Source organism: Pseudanabaena sp. lw0831 (assembly GCF_016584665.1).
In the GTDB taxonomy this organism is placed as follows: domain Bacteria; phylum Cyanobacteriota; class Cyanobacteriia; order Pseudanabaenales; family Pseudanabaenaceae; genus Pseudanabaena.
This window is the reverse complement of sequence record NZ_BBJB01000095.1, coordinates 95083-113187: the sequence shown is the minus strand read 5'-3', so window position 1 is coordinate 113187 and position 18105 is coordinate 95083. Positions and strand designations below refer to the sequence as shown.

At 42.9% G+C, this 18105-nt stretch carries 14 protein-coding genes; 2 read left to right on the top strand and 12 right to left on the bottom strand.

Annotated elements, in window-relative coordinates; translation table 11 throughout:
• The 4 genes from APA_RS20440 to APA_RS20425 all read right to left on the bottom strand — a co-directional run.
• Positions 1–666, bottom strand: a 666-nt coding sequence (locus tag APA_RS20440; RefSeq protein WP_201324071.1) for an ABC transporter permease, incomplete at its 3' end; no start/stop codon positions are given.
• 314 nt (positions 667–980) lie between these two features.
• Positions 981–2051, bottom strand: a complete 1071-nt coding sequence (locus APA_RS20435; RefSeq protein WP_236579923.1) for an ABC transporter permease — start codon at positions 2049–2051, stop codon at positions 981–983.
• Positions 2044–3546: an ABC transporter ATP-binding protein gene (locus APA_RS20430; RefSeq protein WP_201324070.1), complete on the bottom strand. Its 1503-nt coding sequence runs from the start codon at positions 3544–3546 to the stop codon at positions 2044–2046. Before APA_RS20430 ends, APA_RS20435 begins: the two co-directional genes overlap by 8 nt.
• Before the next feature lie 47 nt (positions 3547–3593).
• Positions 3594–4856 (bottom strand): BMP family protein, encoded by a 1263-nt coding sequence (locus APA_RS20425; protein WP_236579920.1) that lies wholly within the window; start codon positions 4854–4856, stop codon positions 3594–3596.
• Positions 4857–5039: 183 nt separating this feature from the next.
• On the opposite strand from APA_RS20425, the gene APA_RS20420 reads away from it, so the two are divergent.
• Both APA_RS20420 and purH read left to right on the top strand, forming a co-directional pair.
• Positions 5040–5717 (top strand): glutathione S-transferase, encoded by a 678-nt coding sequence (locus APA_RS20420; RefSeq protein WP_201324069.1) that lies wholly within the window; start codon positions 5040–5042, stop codon positions 5715–5717.
• Positions 5718–5846: 129 nt separating this feature from the next.
• Positions 5847–7406 carry a bifunctional phosphoribosylaminoimidazolecarboxamide formyltransferase/IMP cyclohydrolase gene (purH, locus tag APA_RS20415; protein ID WP_201324068.1) on the top strand — a complete coding sequence of 520 codons (1560 nt, stop codon included), beginning with the start codon at positions 5847–5849 and terminating at the stop codon, positions 7404–7406.
• A gap of 105 nt (positions 7407–7511) precedes the next feature.
• On the opposite strand, the gene APA_RS20410 is transcribed toward purH, so the two are convergent.
• From APA_RS20410 to APA_RS20375, 8 genes are all read right to left on the bottom strand, one after another.
• Positions 7512–10493, bottom strand: coding sequence for an ATP-binding protein (locus APA_RS20410; protein WP_201324067.1), 2982 nt, complete (start codon positions 10491–10493; stop codon positions 7512–7514).
• Between the two features lie 73 nt (positions 10494–10566).
• The gene (locus APA_RS20405) at positions 10567–11976 is read right to left on the bottom strand and encodes an ABC transporter substrate-binding protein (protein ID WP_201324066.1); all 1410 of its coding nucleotides are present in this window, start codon (positions 11974–11976) and stop codon (positions 10567–10569) included.
• An 84-nt stretch (positions 11977–12060) separates the two neighbouring features.
• Positions 12061–12723, bottom strand: a complete 663-nt coding sequence (locus APA_RS20400; RefSeq protein ID WP_201324065.1) for an HAD family hydrolase — start codon at positions 12721–12723, stop codon at positions 12061–12063.
• An 11-nt stretch (positions 12724–12734) separates the two neighbouring features.
• Positions 12735–13673: a phosphoglycerate dehydrogenase gene (locus APA_RS20395; protein WP_201324064.1), complete on the bottom strand. Its 939-nt coding sequence runs from the start codon at positions 13671–13673 to the stop codon at positions 12735–12737.
• A gap of 137 nt (positions 13674–13810) precedes the next feature.
• Positions 13811–14833 carry an AEC family transporter gene (locus tag APA_RS20390; protein WP_201324063.1) on the bottom strand — a complete coding sequence of 341 codons (1023 nt, stop codon included), beginning with the start codon at positions 14831–14833 and terminating at the stop codon, positions 13811–13813.
• An 81-nt stretch (positions 14834–14914) separates the two neighbouring features.
• Positions 14915–15676, bottom strand: coding sequence for an SDR family NAD(P)-dependent oxidoreductase (locus APA_RS20385; protein ID WP_201324062.1), 762 nt, complete (start codon positions 15674–15676; stop codon positions 14915–14917).
• A gap of 66 nt (positions 15677–15742) precedes the next feature.
• A complete protein-coding gene (locus tag APA_RS20380; protein ID WP_201324061.1) occupies positions 15743–16192 on the bottom strand; it encodes a cupin domain-containing protein in 450 nt (149 codons plus the stop codon).
• A gap of 168 nt (positions 16193–16360) precedes the next feature.
• Positions 16361–17974, bottom strand: coding sequence for an iron uptake porin (locus APA_RS20375; RefSeq protein ID WP_201324060.1), 1614 nt, complete (start codon positions 17972–17974; stop codon positions 16361–16363).
• Between the last annotated feature and the right edge of the window lie 131 nt (positions 17975–18105).

Below are 18105 nucleotides of genomic sequence, written 5' to 3'. Positions count from 1 at the left end.
CCAGCCATAACCTGCTGTGTGGCGATGACTCCATCCCGCTTTAAAATCTAACGAGAAAGCCGCTCCTGCGATCCCCATTAATGCCCCACCGAGGAGTGTATAGATGTAACGCATTTTAATAACATTAGTTCCTCTGGCAAAGGCGGCGGCGGGTTGTTCGCCCACAGTCCGTAAGATTAATCCGCCTTGAGTGCGATAGAAATAGAACCATGAACCAAGAATTAAAATATAGCTGCTATAAACTAACAAGTCGCTCTGAAATAGCAGTTTCCCCAAAATAGGAATGTTCTCTAAAATAGGGATTTTAAAACTCGGAACCGTAATTCCCTCGACTCTGACAACGGGATTGCCTAAAAAAGATGATAAATCACTACACATCAACGCCAATACAAAGCCAATTGATACTTGAGATTGTTTTAAGGTGATCGCGCCAACTGCGACGACTAATGCGATCGCCGCGCCAACAAGAGCCGCTGCCGCAAATCCTAACAGCAAGCTATTCGAGAACTTCGCTACCGCAAAGCCTGTCATCGCTGACATTAAGATCGTCCCTTCAGCAGATAGGTTAATCACGCCAGCCCGTTCGGTAATAGTTTCGCCAATACTGGCAAAAATCAAAGGTGTCGAAGTTGCGATCGCGGTAGCCAGAATTGTGATGATGTCCATGGATTGATGTCTCTTTGTCTACGTTTGAGTGTGTAGATCCCCCCCAGCCCCCCTTAAGAAGCTACCGTGTACACACAAGTCTAACTGTCTACGTTTCGATTTATCTAAGCCCCCTAAATCCCCCAATTCTGGGGGACTTTGAAAGAATTTTATTTTCTTGTTCCCCCAGAATTGGGGGCTAGGGGGCGATTAATTGTTGACTTGACTGGGTTTTATGACTTGTGTGTACACGGTAGCTTAAGAAGGGGGGAGAATTAAATTTTCTTCTTCCCCCTTCTATAAGGGAGATTGAGGGGGATCTCTTTATTAGAAGATCATGCTTCTTTAGATAACTTAGCTAAACCTTCGCCAAGAATGGCGAACAGCAGCAATGCTCCTTGAATAATCCCAGAAAGTGAAGAATCTAAACTTAGAGATAGCGGTAATTCCAAACTACCAACATTGAGAGAACTAAATAGAAATGCGATCGGCAAAACCAAAAAGGGATTGTAATTAATCAGCATCACTACTAGCAACGCTAAAAATCCTAAATTGCTGGAAACATTGGGAATCAGACGATGGAATACGGCGACTACTTGCAAAGAGCCAGCAATACCAGCTAATGCGCCACAGATGACAAAACTGCTCAGCATTTGCGCGATCGCAGGAATTCCCAATACATAGGCAGCTCGTAGATTATTACCCACCGCCTTTAGTTTTAAGCCAAAGTAAGTGGCTCTAATCACGATCGCAGTCACAATCAAGGCAACTATAGCGATCGCTAGAGCGATCGGGCTAAAGTCAGTATTACCGACAGTAGGCAGCGATAGAGCATCACTAAATGGCTCCGTACCACTCATCGAGGCAACCCCCGATCGCTTCCACGGGCCAAAGACTAGATAAAGTGCTAATCCCTGTGCGGTGAAGTTCATGCCCAAACCAGCAAAAATCTCGCTGACTTTGCCATAGATATTTAATAACCCTGTTAGTAAGCCCCATAAGCCGCCGCCAACAAACCCAAATAATATGGCAAGCGTAATCGCGATCGCAGGGGAAAAACCTTCGGGAATGAGTCTGAGCAATAATGTCGAGGCGATCGCACCTGCCGTAATTTGACCTTCGATACCTAAGTTATATAAACCTGCGGTAAAGGTAAAAATCAATCCACAGGAGGCAAGTAATAAAGGACAAAGAGTAGAAATAACTCTCGCAAAGCGATCGCTACTACCAAAAGCCCCGTTCCACATGCCCATCGCGACTTGAGGTGGTGAGCCACTAGATAGCAAGATCACCGCCGCAATGAACAACAGCGCGACAATGAAAGAACCAATCCGAAAGTAGGTGACTTTTGGTAATTTTTTGAGGATTTGGAAAATATGTAAGAAATTTTGTAAGGGACTATGCAAACTTTCCTCCGATCGCTTGACCTAGTTTATCGACTGTTAGAGTTTTCGCATCGATGGGTTCAGAGACTTTACCGCCGCAAAATACGAGAATGCGATCGCTATATTGCAGAATCTCATCGAGATCGGAAGAGATAAATAAAATCATCATCCCTTTTTCGCAACGTGCCATCATCTGTTTCCAAATCCATAGGGTTGATTCGATGTCTAGTCCTCTGGTTGGTTGTTCCATTAATAATAGATTTAAGCGATCTGGCAAAAGTGATATTTGGGTGCGTTGCTGATTTCCTCCCGATAATCTCTCCACTTTAGTAGAAGGTTTACCCCGAATATTAAAAGTCTCGATCGCCTGATTTGCAAATTGGCGCGTATCCCGCCAATTTATCAAAAAGCCTGAATGCGATTGGCGCAACATGAAATGCTCATGGATCGATAAACCTCGAATCAAACCATCCTGCAAGCGATCGGCTGGCAAATAACCAATTCCTGCCCTCAGGAAATTACTATAAGCGCGATTAGTCATATCCACATCACTAATGCGAATCTTGCCAGCGTTTGGCTTCAGCAAACCCGCACAGGCTAGCAGAAGCAATTGCTGCCCATTGCCTTCTAGACCAGCTAGCCCGATCACCTCGCCCGATTTAACCGTTAATTTGTCAATCTGCAAACTTAAGCGATCGCCATCAATTTGTAAATCCTGAATTACTAAAGCGGGTTCCGTTTGCTGAATGTTAATCTCATGCTTTGCAGGTATAGCTAGCTCTCGACCAAACATCATATCCACCAACGACGCTGCTAATTCATTAGAGTTACGACCTTTGACCTCAGCTTCTCCAATCACCTTGCCCTGACGCATTACCATCAGGCGATCGCACAGCTCTTCGACATCTTCTAATTTATGCGACACAAAAACGATCGATTTCCCATCCGCAGCCAATTGCTTGACCGCCGTAAATAGAGCGGTTTTTTGGGATGCAGAAATACCTGTAGTTGGCTCATCAAGGATTAAGGTTTTGACTCCAAGTGACAAAAGCCTCAATATTTCTAACTGCTGACGCTCTCCTACAGTCAGATTAGCTAGGCGATCGTTAGGCGGTAAGTCAAAGCCAAAAGTTGCGGATAGCTGCCGAAGTTCTCTAATTAAATCAGCACGACTGCTGCTAGTTTTAACTCTCTTTTTGTTTAAAGTGCTTCTCCCTGCCATGAAATTATCAAGTACTGACAGAGAAGGAAAGTCTAAAGGATCTTGATGCAGCATCCCAATTCCTGCACAAATCGCATCCGCAGGAGTTTTAATATCGACTTCTATTCCATCTAATACAATCTTGCCAGAGTCTTTAGTAATAAATCCACTCAGAACTTTGGATAAGGTGCTTTTCCCTGCGCCATTTTCGCCCAAGATGCCATAAACAGTTCCAGCCTCAACCGTCATGGAAATGTCATGATTTGCCTTGACATTCCCAAAAGACTTATAAATATGGCTTAGTTCAACTTTCATGTTTATCCCATAACGTCAAGGTCGCGCTGAGCGCGACCTTGACACATTTATTTACTAGCGCCCTCAATACCTTGCAACAAGCTGGTAAAGTACCAAATCTGCTGTGGAGTTGCAGTTTCGCCTTCCTTCAGAAAAGGAGTGCCATCTTGATAGTTAAGAGGTCCTTTAAAAAGACTGATCTTGCCATCGCCTAAACCAGTAATAAATTCCGTCAAGAACTTATCGCCTTCTGGAGTCAAAGCCTTGCCTTTCTCAAATCCCACGCCTGAAGTGTCAGGATTATTCAAGTCTTTCCAATTAGGTGCTGCGGAAATAAATTCTCCAGTAAATTTTCCATCCTTTGCCTTTTTGGTTTGATCGAGATATGCAGGTCCCCAATTGTAATAGGGAACGCCAATACAAATTTCTGGGGCAACATTACAACCAGTTTTGAGTCCATAGTGGAGATATTTGACTTTCTTGCCAGCTTCAGCCGCTTTCTTGCCTTGCACCGCGACTTCAGGCGTATCAATACCGCTCATCACCACGTCAAACCCACTATTATAAAAATCATCAGAGACCTTGGTCGGGTCAAGAGTCTGCCCAGGAATATTGAACCAGAAGCCAATCCATACCACCTTAAACTTCAGATCTTCGGGATTCTTTTTGCGGTAGGTTTGCCAACAATACTTAGCTCCCAAATAACTTGCTGATACTAGTCTGCGTGTTTCGTCATTGATTAATGGCCCCACAAAACCGATTTTGCCCGTTTCCGAATTGAGTGCCGCCGCACATCCAGAAATCATTCGACCATACTCAATTTGTGGCATGACGTTGCTAACATTTTTCTGGTTTTTGAAATTTTTGCCTTCTTTCCAAGCATAGTCGCCACTTGCATGAATTACGGACACATTAGGATGCTTTTTCGCAGTTTCTAGAGCATCATCTTTAAAATCATCAGAATTGAAAACTATTAGCTTTGCGCCCTTAGCGATGAGATCGTCAGCCACTTGAGAAGCTTTGACGTTTGGACGATCGCCTGGGTTGACTTTGTCTACATAGTCAAACTGGATGCCAGATTGCTTTTCCATTACATATTTTGAGGCTTCGTAATGACCTTGGTTCCAACCAGAATCATTTTTCGGTCCAACTAAAATCATCGCCGCTTTAAATTCTTTGGCATCTGGAGCAGTCGTAGTTGCCGCAGTTGTTGAAGTTGTTGAAGTTGTTGGAGTGCTGTTACAAGCTCCAGCAAGCATTCCCGCTAGCGCAGCAGCCCATAAGTGCTTGATAGAAACTATAGAAGAAACCCTATTAGTGATTATTCCCATGAATTAATGCAGTTATATTTGAATATTTCATAGCTTTTTACTATTGTATTTAAGGCGATCGCCCATTAGACAAAGGTATTGCAGATTACAGAAATTAGCAGGGAGGGCATTGTCTACCCTACTACATACCACTGCTTGGTAAGTTATTCTGTAGAAATCACCTAATCTTCTTTCTTGTTTGATATGCATCTTCCTATTCTTTATTCTTTCAGGCGTTGTCCTTATGCAATTCGCGCAAGAATGGCTCTTGCTTATGCTGGTGTTAGCTATGAACTGAGAGAAGTTTCTTTAAAAAACAAACCCAAAGAGATGCTCGATATTTCGCCAAAGGGAACGACTCCAGTGATGCAGATATTCACTGGTCAAGATTTTATTGTTTTAGAAGAAAGCCTCGATATTATGAATTGGGCGCTTCAACAGCACGATCCACTCAATTGGAGAGACTTGCCCGAGCAATCTATAGCGATCGCAAAACAGCTTACCAATACCAATGATCAAGAATTTAAACGTGCTCTAGATCGCTATAAGTACCCAAACCGATTCCCTGAAAAAATGCAGGAAGATTATCGCCAGCAAGCGGAAGAATTTCTCCAAGTTTTAGAACTTCAACTTCAGCAGCGATCGCGAACTGAAGCAGCTCATAATTTTTTAATTAGCGATCGGCAAACCTTCGCTGATATCGCGATTTTTCCTTTCGTGAGACAGTTTGCCCATGTAGATATGGATTGGTTCCTATCAAGTTCTTATGAGCATTTGCAACAATGGTTGAAGTGGCATGAAACTAGCGTAATGTTTGAGCTTGTGATGCAAAAATTTCCAGTATGGATATCCGATCAAGAAGCGATCGTAATTACTCCTTAAAACCAAAAATTGTTTGGGCGGGCTTCGCCCGCCCAAACAATTTTTGGTTTTAATAATGCGATAAAATGATATTGGAGTATGACAACGCTTTGTGTTGCCATACTCCTAATAACGAATATGGAGCTTTTTATGAAACCCCTTGCGCTTTTGAGTGTCTCTGACAAAACAGGACTACTCGACCTTGCCCGTGAATTATCTGCCACCTATAACTTTCAACTAATTAGTAGTGGTGGAACTGCCAAGGCACTCAAAGCGGCTGAGCTTGAAGTTACCAAGGTTTCCGACTATACAGGCGCACCTGAGATTTTAGGTGGACGAGTGAAAACCCTCCATCCGCGCATTCATGGCGGTATCCTCGCAAGACTTGAACTACCTGAACATCAACAAGACCTAGCTGATAACGAGATTCAACCGATTCGGATTGTGGTGGTTAACCTCTATCCATTTGCAGAAACGATCGCTAAGCCCAATGTCACCCTCGAAGATGCGATCGAGAATATCGATATTGGGGGACCAACGCTGATTCGCGCCTCGGCAAAGAATTATAATCATGTCGCCGTATTGTCCAGTCCTAGCCAATATCCAGAATTTCTGGATGAGCTAAAAGCGAATAATGGCGAAACAACTTTAGAATTTCGCAAAAAACTAGCGATCGCTGCTTTTCAACATACACAGTCCTACGACAAAGCGATCGCAGATTATTTAGAAAAGGAACAGAAAGCAGCGCTAGGGTTACCAAATACGCTCTCTTCTTCCTATACTTTGCTATGTAATAATCCGAAACCTTTACGATATGGCGAAAATCCCCACCAACCCGCCACATGGTATCAAGTTGGAGCTACGCCCAAAGGTTGGTCAGCGGCGCAACAATTGCAAGGGAAGGAACTCAGTTTCAATAACTTGCTCGATCTCGAAGCAGCGCGGAGCATTATCGCTGAATTTAGTGACGATCTCCCCTGTGCAGCGATCGTCAAACACAACAATCCTTGCGGTGTTGCGATCGCGCCGACCATTGCTGAAGCTTATCAGAAAGCTTTTGAAGCAGATTCTACTTCTGCTTTTGGTGGTATTGTCGCCCTCAATCGTCCGATTGACGAAGAAACAGCGCGGCTTTTAAATAAAACATTTTTAGAATGTGTCGTTGCTCCAGCCTGTGTCCCCAGTGTGGCAGCAATTCTAGGTAAAAAGCAAAACTTGCGGGTGCTAGTTCTATCCGATCTTAAGCATGGTTCCCATGAGACAGTGAAAACGATCTCTGGAGGGATGTTAGTTCAGAAGTCTGATGATGAAGCGGTGAACCCGAACACATGGCAAGTGGCAACCGAAAAGCAGCCAACACCTGAACAGTTGCAGGAACTAATTTTTGCGTGGAAAATTAGTCGTCATGTCAAATCCAATGCGATCGCCATTACCAAAGACTGCACTACAATCGGCATTGGCGCTGGTCAAATGAATCGTGTTGGCTCAATCAAAATTGCGATCGAGCAAGCAGGTGAGAAGGTGCAAGGAGCCTTTCTTGCCAGTGATGGATTTTTCCCGTTTGATGATTCTGTGCGTACTGCGGCTGCCGCAGGAATTATTGCGATCGTGCAACCAGGCGGAAGTATGCGTGATGCGGATTCGATCAAAGCCGCTGATGAACTTGGCTTGATTATGGTATTCACAGGCGTTCGCCATTTCTTGCATTAACTTCAGCGCTTGGCGCTCAAACCCAAACCAATAGATATTTTGCAACTGTTGCTTCGCAACAGTTGCAAAATACAAAATAAAAAAGGGGCGCATAGCGCCCCTTTTTTATTGGTCGGCAATTAATAAAAAGCGAATATGTTCCATACCTTGCTCAGCACGGAGAGATTGCACTTGATCAGCTAGCTTTGTACTCGCGATGATCACATCTGGCTGAGAAGCAATCGCACTTGCCCGCAAATCATCTTGAGGATTTATTTTAGAAGGTAAGAAGCCTTGATTTTGCAACATTTCCATCAATAGATCGATAGAACCAAAATTGTCATCCACTACCAAAATCTTTTTACCAGTAGAAGCCTTACTAGATAGAAGAATATCAACTTCTCGCAGCAATAGCACCATATCTAGGGGCTTAGTCACATAACTATCAATACCTAAATGGCGACCTTTAGCTTTGTCATCTATTACAGAGACAATAATAATGGGAATGTCTAAGGTCGCAGGATCTGATTTGAGAATCGCTGCTACATCATAGCCACTAATACCATCCATAACAATATCAAGGGTGATTAGATCGGGACGGCTTTCACGAACTTGGACAATCGCTTCTTGTCCATTTCCAGCTTCGCGAACAGTATATCCTTTAGCTTCCAACTCTTGTCTAAGCAGGTTGCGAATACTCGCATCATCGTCAATGACTAGAATGTTTTTTGTGGTGTCAATCACGCTTTGGTTATCAGGTTGAGATGAACTTTCTGAAACCGACCGTTTCTTGAGTTGCTCAATCAAAATGTCAAAATTAATTGAAGGAATCTCATTTTCTATGTTAATTGGAAGTGTAAATGAGAATGTACTACCCTTACCAATTTCACTCTCCACCCAAATCTTCCCACCATGATAAGCGATGATTTCTTTGGAAATGGGTAGTCCTAGCCCTGTGCCTTGAGGCTTATCGGTCAAAGTATCACCAACTTGCTTGAACTTTTCAAATACCTTGGGCTGATCGGATTCAGAAATACCAACCCCTTGATCGATGACACTGACCATAATTGATTGATCATCTTGTTTAACCCGACAAGTGATACATCCTCGATCTGTAAACTTCACCGCGTTAGAGATTAAGTTGATTACGACTTGAATCAAGCGATCCTTATCACCAAGGACATTGGGCAAATCGGCTTCAATCTCTCTCACTGGTGTTAATGCTTTCTGCTCAAAGAGCGCCGAAGTTGCCGAAAAGGCTCGGTCAATTACTTCGGTAATTGCCAACGGCTCCATATTCCATTGCATTTTACCAGCTTCTATTTTGGCAACATCTAGGACTTCGTTAATTAGTTTGGTAAGGCGTGTCCCCTCAGACACGATAATCTCAATATTTTCAGTGACTTGGCGTATACTCCGATTAACTTTTTTGTCGTCGGTCTGGATAAGTGGAAATATCGATTCTTCTAACTTTTTCTGAATCAATTTCGCAAAGCCTAATACAGAGGTAAGTGGCGTTCGCAATTCATGAGAGACGGTTGAGATGAAGTCTGTCTTCATCCGATCCACTTCTTTTTCAGCGGTAATATCGCGAATCAGAATTACAGTACCTAAATAATTTGTTTCTAAGGGAGACTCTTCTGAAATATTTGCTTCTCCAAAGATTGAAGTTGCAACTGCTTTGCCAGTACGGCGATCGGGTAGGGCAAACTCTTCGCTAAAAACTTGTTTTGGATTCTCTCTAGTACTTGTAACTAGATGCGTGATTTCCTCAGCTTTAAATATTTCTTTATAACTCGCAGCCATAGAGATCGCTTTACTGCTGATGCCAATCATGCCTGCCAGTGCTGGGTTAAACTGAGTAATCTCATTATCGCTATTAACGACCACCAAGCCATCGACCATGTTGTCAATAATCGCCTTGATCTCACTGGTACGCTGCTCGACTTTCTGCTCCAGAGTACGACTGTAATCAGCTAACTGTTCTCCTGAATTTTTAAGTTGTGATGTCATTTGATTAAAAGCGATCGCCAAAATCCCGATTTCATCATCAGTTAACACGGGTGCTTGCGAATCGAGATTACCACCAGCAACTTGGTTTGCCGCATCGGCGATCGCCAAAATTGGTTGAGAAATCCGCCGCGCAATTAAGTAAACGGCAGTTAATAAAATACCTGCGGAGCTTAATCCAATCAGCAAAATATCACGAGCAAGGCGATCGGCTGGTTCAAAAGCTTCGGCCTGTGATATTTCTGCAAGTAAAGCCAGATTTAGGTTATCAATCCAAATATAACTTCCTAATACAGGTGTAGTTTTATAGTTTTTATATAGCCCTTCCCCATCTTTTCCTAAAGCAGCCTCAGAAATACCGTCACTTTTAATATCTTTGGCAAGTTCCTGCTTGTCGGCTCCAGTTCCTGAAATCAGGACATTCTTCGTAGCTAATCTTCCCACTAGGTAGGTTTCGCCGCTAGTGCCTAGTCCTGTCCGTTCGCGAATGATGTCGTCCACCCCTTGGAGATCTAGATCAATCGCTATTACCCCAATGCGATCGCCAGCTTTATTAGTCAGCGGAGCCGCAAAAGTCATCGCTGCCTTACCAGAGATTGGCGAGATATAGAAATTTGGCACAATGATCCGTGATTGGTCGCGCGTAAAATAAGTAGTGGTATTTCCGAGTGGTTGGTATTTCCCTTCTTTTTGTTTATCTGTGGAAACAATCGTAATCCCGTTATTGGTAAGGATCGAAATCTGTCGAATATTTGGTTTTACTGCTGATATATCTGCCATAAACTTTTGCAGAGAGTCAACGGCAACTTTAAATTCTGGAGATTCGCGCTCTTTCGTAAAAGTTACTTCAGAATTAACGATCAAATCTGGCAACTGCGTCATCAAAATTACATCACGGCGTTGATTATCAACCCATTGATTAACCTGCGCTTCTTTTAGTGAGGTCGCAACTGCTAATCGGTCAATTACCGATTTTCTAAGAGCGTCACGACTGCGAGTATTCGCACTCACAGCAACTACTAAAACTGTGACAATCGACAGAACCGAAAAATATGCCACAAGTTGCAGCAGCAGGCGTTTCTTAAATAGGTTGATCATCTTCTATACTCACTTAACTAACAACGATGCGGAGATTTCACTATGAGTATGACTTTACTCATCGATACTACTACTATTTCCACTGAGTGAAAATAGCCTTGATTTGGGCGATCGCAGCATCGGCTGCTTGTTCAGGTGAATTTTTGCCTGAAGCTACTGACTTGATCGCTTGTCCCCATATTTTATTAGCACCCACTTCTGAATAAGCAGGATTCTGGGCTGTATAAAAAGAACTCGTATTCTGAAATTGCTTAGTTGCTGCCAAAATATGTGGGTCTTTGGAATCCTTATAATAAGGATCTTCTAATAATTTTGGCATAGTCGGGAAATACCTTCCTCCTGCTCCTTTCAAATAGGTGAGCAAATTATCGGGTCGGATAATGTGGGACAACAAACTTTTAGCAAGAACTTGCCTTGCTTGTTCCTTAGCAACATCATCCTTAGTTTCTTTAACGTTAGGGGTAGCAAATATAATCGCCTGTTTTACCGCTACTAAATGACTAAGATTCTTGCCATCTGGAGCAAGCGGCCATTCTGTGGTCACTAATTTTTTATTGTAGACATCTTGATCGAACTGCTGGGATGCTGGAATAGACAATCCTGGGTTTGCGGTCATGAATGAATTGCGGCTGAGAAACACCTGATTGTTGTCAGCATCTGTCCATTGCAAAGCATTAGGAGGAACATGTTTACTTTGATAGAAGCCAGCATATTTTGTCAATGCGGCGATAATACCTTGACGATTTTGGGGATTCTCAACTTTTAGTTGCCCATTCTCATCTAGTAGCCGCACTCCATAAGCTGTGAGGAATTGCTCAAACATGAAGATCACATCTGTAGCTTCGGTAGACATTGGCAAGCCGATCCCATAGATGTCTTTTTTGCCTCTATTCGTAGAGCGGTCTTGAGCCGTTTCCCAGAATGCCCAAAATCCATTCCAATCCTTAGGAATATTGGTGTCACTCAGTCCAACATCTACAAGCATATCCCGCCAATAATGTAACCCAGCAGCTAGTTGGGCGATCGGTACGGCATAGTAAGCAGGATTAGAATTTTGCCCGTTTTTATAGGCGACAGCTTTGAGGGCGATCGGGCTAAATAAATTTTTAACAGGTTCTACAACATCAGAAACATCTACTAATTTATTTTGCCAAGCTAATTTCGGATAGAGGGCAAACTCAGCGGTATTACTAAATAAGATATCGGGAGGATTGCCGTTATTAAGAGCATTTTCAGCATCACGATTCATCGATCCATCATTATAGAAGGTGATTTCCACCTTAGTATTATTCTTTTTTTCCCACTCGGCAACAATTTGCGAAAGTGCCTCTGTTTCCGCAGGATAGAAGCTTTGAATCCACCAAACTCGGAACTTGGAATTTTTTTCGGGAGCCCGATAATTTAAGACAGTGGCATCACTACAGGCTGCCAAACCCAAACCTGCTAAAGATAGAGATAACTGATTAAACTGACGACGACGCATAGATTTTTAAGATTAAGAAATAAGGCAAAACTGGAAACTTTAGGAGACAAGGTATACATCGCCAAGCGTCGCACATCTTGTCTCCTATATCACAAGTTCAACTAAGTCTGGCAGAACTATTGTTCCTGCTGGGAAAGGATAAGTTTCAGGATATTGCATCACCCTGCCTACAAATTTTACACCCGCAGCGATCGCACCTTCATAATCAGCGATCGCATCGCCAACCATTAATACGCGATCGGGCAGGAACCCATATTTCGACAAAATATCTTGGATAATATCCCCTTTTTTGGCAGGGGAACCATGCACAGACACAAAATAATGTGCCATATTTCGCCGTGAGACAATGCGTTTTAACTCCTGATCGGGAGTTCCTGAAGCCACAAATAGTGGCGTGGACTGATAATTTTTTTCTAATAGCTCATAGGCTCCTGACACATAAACTGCATCTACCACTGCATCTTCAACATATTGCGAAAAGCGATCGCCTAGTCTCTCCTCTTCTTCTTTGCTCAAGTCTTTGCTAAGCAAAACTTCATGGTAGTAACGAAACTTGTCAAAGCGTGATACCCCTCCATGGAGCAGATGATATGCTTTTACCTGCTCCACAATGCGATCGCCATATTCGGCATACAAAGCCCCAAAAGCTTGAGTTTTGACATCCACTGACTCAACTAGGACTCCGTCAAAATCAAACACGATCGCATCATATTTTTTAGGGATGTCTTTAGTAATGATTTCGGTCATGGTGATTTTGCTCACTCGGCTAAGCCTAAATTTACAAGGCTATCAAATAGATTTTGAGCAGCTTCCTGCTCCATCTGGATTCTAGCTTCCTTAGCGTAGGAACCCATATGTGGAGTCAAAATAACTTGAGGCAAGGCGCAGAGTTGACCAGAATATGGCTCCTCTTCAAACACATCAAGGGCTGCACCTGCCAAATGCCCAGAGACCAGGGCCTCATACAAAGCTTGTTCATCAACCAGCCCGCCTCTAGAAGTATTGATTAAGATACTACCTGCTTGCATCTTATTGATAAAGTCCCGATCAACTAAATGATGATTGTCTTTGTTGTAGGGAATATGGAGCGTGATTACATTTGAACGTGCGATAAATTCATCTAAAGATGAGATGCAAACTGTATCCGCGAATAGCGAATCATCACGAAAAATGTCATGGGCGACTCTTTTTGCCCCAAAAGCTTTCAAAATCTGTCCTACCCGATTGCCAACTCTTCCATATCCCAACAATCCCACTACTTGTGAGGCAAGTAATCTACCCATCAAAGGATTCCACTTTCCTTCTCGCAAAATGCGATCGGCTTCTGAGGTGCGCCTCAACAAAGAAAGGATTAGGCTCACTGTCAACTCGGCAACAGCAATTACAGGGGCGGTAGGGGTAATATGCACTGGAATCCCCAATTCTTCAGCCGCTACCAAATCAACACTATCGGTTCCAATTCCACATCGCGAAATTACCTTTAGAGACTTAGTTTCGATTAAAACATTTCGAGTTAGAGGCTCAACTCCAGCAATCATCCCAACCACATCACTACTTAGAAGCTCTAAAACCTCTGGCTCTTTGAGCTTTCTACCATAGGGATTTAGAACAATTTCAAAGCCTTGCGCTTGGAGCCTCTGTAATACCTGATTGCTTTTTACATCAAAAGACGAAGTACTGATTAGTAGTTTGGGCATATTTTCATTGCTTCCTTAGGTTGACTTTATCAATTCTGACAAAAATTTCTTAGTAAGTCTACATAATTATGGCTGATATATTCGACTATTTTTCATACAAAGATTAGATAAAATGAATATTGTTCGGTTTAAGCCTTCTAAGAAAATAGCCATAACCAAATTGGTATCGTGAACAGTAAAAGAACTACACCAAAAGCTAAGGTCGTAACTGTTAAATCGCGATCCAGATTGTAAGCTTGAGCAATTACAAGAGTCGAAAAAGCAGGCGGCATTGCCATTTGTAAAACCATTGCCATCCGAGGTTCTCCAGTCACGCCAAAGAACATAAGCCCCGTACCAACGACAAGTGGAGTAAGGAGCATCTTGATCGATAGACAAGTCAGAGCTTTTTTGACATTACGCAGGGTTTTTAATTGACTTAACTGCATCCCAATCATTACCAATGATAAAGTTACAGTTGTCCATGCGATCGTACTCATCCCAGCCGAAATCACCGTAGGCAGAGGCACAAATCGCATTCCTACTCCAATCGGTAAGCTCCATAAAGCAGGTGTTTTAGCCATTGACACAAATGGATTTGGCTTTTTCTGACTGCCCGTGACACTACCAAAACGACTAGCGAGAGCGATCCCTACGGAATAGGCGGCGATCGTTGAGCCAATCAGATCGTAAAATAGCGACCAAGCAAAATATTGTGGACCCACCAGGGCAAGACTGACGGGATATCCCATAAAAGCAGTATTGCCTAAAGTCATCGCGAGTAAAAAGCTACCCTGAGTAGCTCCTGACCAAGAACTTTCATGCTCTATGGTTTCATTCATGCTTGGATTGGTCTCAAGATTTTTTTCTCTAGCAGTAATCCCTTTCGATAACTTTCCAAATCTTTCATCACTCAAGCCTAGATCGATCCAAATCCAAGCTAATCCTCCGCCCACTAAAATGGCAATCCATGCAGTTGCTGGAGCGATCACAATCCATCCTGACAGATCGGCTTGACGCAGGAAAGAAACAATGCTGATGGGAACTCCCACAAACAGCAGAGCTTTACCTAGATAAGTAGTGAAGATCTTGGGCAGGAGCCTTCCTAGCACATATCCCAAGAGAGTCCATCCAATTAGCCTCACGTAAAGCATGACGAGTGGGTTTTCTAAAGTGAACATAAAATTTCAACCATAGGAAATAAATAAAGTGCCATTCTAGAGAATTAGTGGGGCGGCTTTGCCGCCCCACCAGTTTTGGGTTTATACCTGTCCCCCATTTACATCAACGATCGCACCTGTCATATAGCTAGATAGTTGCGAAGCTAGAAATAGAATTACATTCACTTGTTCTTCCATTGAGGCAATTCTACCTAAAGGAATTGAATCGATTAACTTTTGTTCTGCTTCTGGCGGTAAAGTTGCTGCTAGCATTGGCGTATAGGTTTGGCTGGGACAAATAGCATTGACATTAATTTGAAATTGGGCTAGCTCGTATGCAAGTTGCCTCGTAAAGCCGATCGAACCTGCCTTGGAGGCAACGTAATGAATGCCTGACAATTTACTCCGAAAATGTCCTGCGATCGAGGAGACATTAACGATTTTCCCACTTCGTTGTTGTTTCATGATCGGGACTACATGTTTACAACAGAGAAACTGACTGGTGAGATTTGTTGACATGACTTTGTTCCAATCCTCAAGGGAAATATCCTCGATTTTGGCAATTTGGTTAATTGCAGCATTATTGATCAGAATGTCAATCTGTCCATATGTTTGGAAAACTTTGGCGATCGCAGCTTTGACTTGAGCTTCATCAGAAACATCACAGGGTAGTGACAATGCTGATTTACCTGTTGCATTTAGTTCTGAAGCCATCGCCTCAGCGCCACTACGTGAAATGAACACAGTATTGGCTCCGTAAAGCGCGATCGCCTCAGCCACTGCCTGACCGATGCCGCTACTTGCCCCAGTAACAATTGCGACTTTCCCCTTAAAGTCATGGGGGAATTCATGGGGTTTGGTCATAAACTTGATCAACTAATTTAATTTTGAGAAATGAAGTGTCGCGCTCTGCTCGACACTTCATTTCTTCTAGGTGGCAACAAAAACGTGGTCTTCCACAAAAATATGATTTACATCAGGTTTACCAATTGCCAAGCGGATTGAGGGTTTATCACCAACAGCACGAATATTATGGATTACCTTGCGGGGTACAAAAATGATGTCATCCTTAGTGGCGCGGTAAGCTCCATGCCCATCCACATCCCACTCCAGTTCACCTTCCATTACCACCCACCACTCATCTTCGTTGGCATGATAGTGAGTACGATTACTTTCACCAGGCTTTTGACAGATCATCACCGCGCTCATCATGTCGGTATAAATGAGACGCACTGACCAAGATGGTTCTCCCATCTCTTTTTTAATGTCTTCTAGACGATTAAAAATGCGGTTAATGCTGTCATGGGTATTCGCTTTGGCAACACCATCATTTTTCATCACCGTAGCCAGATTTTGGTCTTGGTTTGCGATCGTGGTCATAGCTGATTACTCCATCAAAGTTTTAATCAAATTATCACAATAAATATAGTAATCCTTATTTATTTGTGAGATTAAATAATTTATTAGTGTGCTTCCCTAAAGGGGAGCACACTAATAAATTATTGGGATTGCTATATTAAAGGCACGCCTAGCGTGCCTTTAAATTTATTAGAACGAAAACGTTGTACGGATGACACCGACTGTTGCCGTCGAATTAGAACTCACGCCTTCAGGGTTAAACACCCAGAAAACACCAGGGGTGATGCTGATATTCTTGCTGAGACGATAGCGATAGAACAGTTCTAAATGATAGGGCGTTGAGTTAACTGTTCCCAAGGTGGCTAAACCGCTGGCTGATGAACGATTAATTGGTTGTCCAAATAGAACACTTCCCATACTACCTTCACTAAATAAATCGTTGAAGGTTAAGCCTGTAATCCAAGTGGTAAAGGTTGTGGATGCTGAGTTATTGACTGAATCCGCAAAAATTACAGTCCCCCAAGTGTGAAAAGTAATTTTCGGAGTAACTTTCCAAGCCAAGTTACCAGCAATTGAATTAGCTCTTAGAGAAGTCACTCCAGCGGCACTAATCGACTCAGTGCTAACTAAGCCCGTACCTAAAGAGTTGCTCTGATGGTAAGTATTTGTGTAAGTGACGGAAGCATCTAGATTCTCGGCAGGTTTGAATAGAAGCTGAACTAGCGCAATAGTTGAGCCGCCAAATAATCCACCCTGTCCGCCAGGTGAAGCAGAAGCTGGGTTGGATGAACCATAACCTGCTTGGATTTTGAACTGATCGGAAACCTTCCAGTCAAAGGCAAATAGAGAAGATGTGCCAGCAATCCGCATCAGGGGATCAAAACGACCAAAGCGAGAAATCGATCCTTGACCATTGCTTGCTACTGGCGAAAGGACAGCAAAGAATTCATCAGGGAAGCTGACAGGGGCAACGTAAAGAGTTACCTTGTTATCAAAAATAGGAAATTTATAATCAAGAAGTGTCAAGTTAAAGGTATTTGCACTTGAAGAATTACCTGATCCTGGTCCAATTCTTACGGTATTTGTACCAAGTAAAGCTGCGAGGCTAGATGTATCACTTGTACTGCCAAAGTTGTTACCCGCCTCTAAGCGGGTTCTCAGTAAATCTTTGCCTGTGAAACTTGTATTGAGTACAAGGCGAGTACGATTGCCTAAAGTAACGTTTGATCTGGCGTTGGTAGGACCGCCACTACCTGCTGTAGCTGAGAAGATCACTTCTCCAGTGAGTTTTGTTGTAGTTGAAAATTGCTGTGCTTCTAGTTTTGCAGTTTTGGCATCAAGGGCATCAACACGACCACGCAAGGTGGCAAGCTCAGCCGCAAATTCTTCTTGAAGCTTTTGTAGGGTTGCTAAATCTTCTTTACTAACTTTGTCAGCTAATCCTGCGGAGATGATTTCATTGATTTTGTCGAGGCAAGCATTCAAACCTGCTGCAAATTCATAGCGGCTAGTGGCTTGCTTGCCCCGATAGGTACTATCTGGATATCCTGCAATACAGCCGTAGCGTTCAACCAAAGATTGCAAAGCGGTGAAAGCCCAGTCGGTTGGTTTCACGTCACTTAGTTGTGAGACAGATGTGACATTTTGTGCTTGTGGACTTAAAGGAGCTAGTTGTATAGCCTTATAAGGATCAACACTTACTGAAGATGTCGTTGTTTCTGCATGAGCCAGATTCGATGACAGGGACAAAGTTAAAAAAGACAGACATACGACACTGACGGAAGAACTTTTTACCTTAAACATCTAAAAGATTATCCTCTTAATACTTCACCTAACTTATAAGGTTAAACTTGTTAGCCTTGGATGTCAAAGGAATATTTGGCTGATATTTGAAAGCAAATAAAAAGTTGAGAGGTCGATTCGACCTCTCAACT

Coding starts and splice junctions, on each gene's coding strand:
- APA_RS20430 (WP_201324070.1), bottom strand. CDS start 3,546: ATGAAAGTTGAACTAAGCCATATTTATAAGTCTTTTGGGAATGTCAAG.
- APA_RS20425 (WP_236579920.1), bottom strand. CDS start 4,856: ATGGGAATAATCACTAATAGGGTTTCTTCTATAGTTTCTATCAAGCAC.
- APA_RS20420 (WP_201324069.1), top strand. CDS start 5,040: ATGCATCTTCCTATTCTTTATTCTTTCAGGCGTTGTCCTTATGCAATT.
- purH (WP_201324068.1), top strand. CDS start 5,847: ATGAAACCCCTTGCGCTTTTGAGTGTCTCTGACAAAACAGGACTACTC.
- APA_RS20410 (WP_201324067.1), bottom strand. CDS start 10,493: ATGATCAACCTATTTAAGAAACGCCTGCTGCTGCAACTTGTGGCATAT.
- APA_RS20405 (WP_201324066.1), bottom strand. CDS start 11,976: ATGCGTCGTCGTCAGTTTAATCAGTTATCTCTATCTTTAGCAGGTTTG.
- APA_RS20400 (WP_201324065.1), bottom strand. CDS start 12,723: ATGACCGAAATCATTACTAAAGACATCCCTAAAAAATATGATGCGATC.
- APA_RS20395 (WP_201324064.1), bottom strand. CDS start 13,673: ATGCCCAAACTACTAATCAGTACTTCGTCTTTTGATGTAAAAAGCAAT.
- APA_RS20390 (WP_201324063.1), bottom strand. CDS start 14,833: ATGTTCACTTTAGAAAACCCACTCGTCATGCTTTACGTGAGGCTAATT.
- APA_RS20385 (WP_201324062.1), bottom strand. CDS start 15,676: ATGACCAAACCCCATGAATTCCCCCATGACTTTAAGGGGAAAGTCGCA.
- APA_RS20380 (WP_201324061.1), bottom strand. CDS start 16,192: ATGACCACGATCGCAAACCAAGACCAAAATCTGGCTACGGTGATGAAA.
- APA_RS20375 (WP_201324060.1), bottom strand. CDS start 17,974: ATGTTTAAGGTAAAAAGTTCTTCCGTCAGTGTCGTATGTCTGTCTTTT.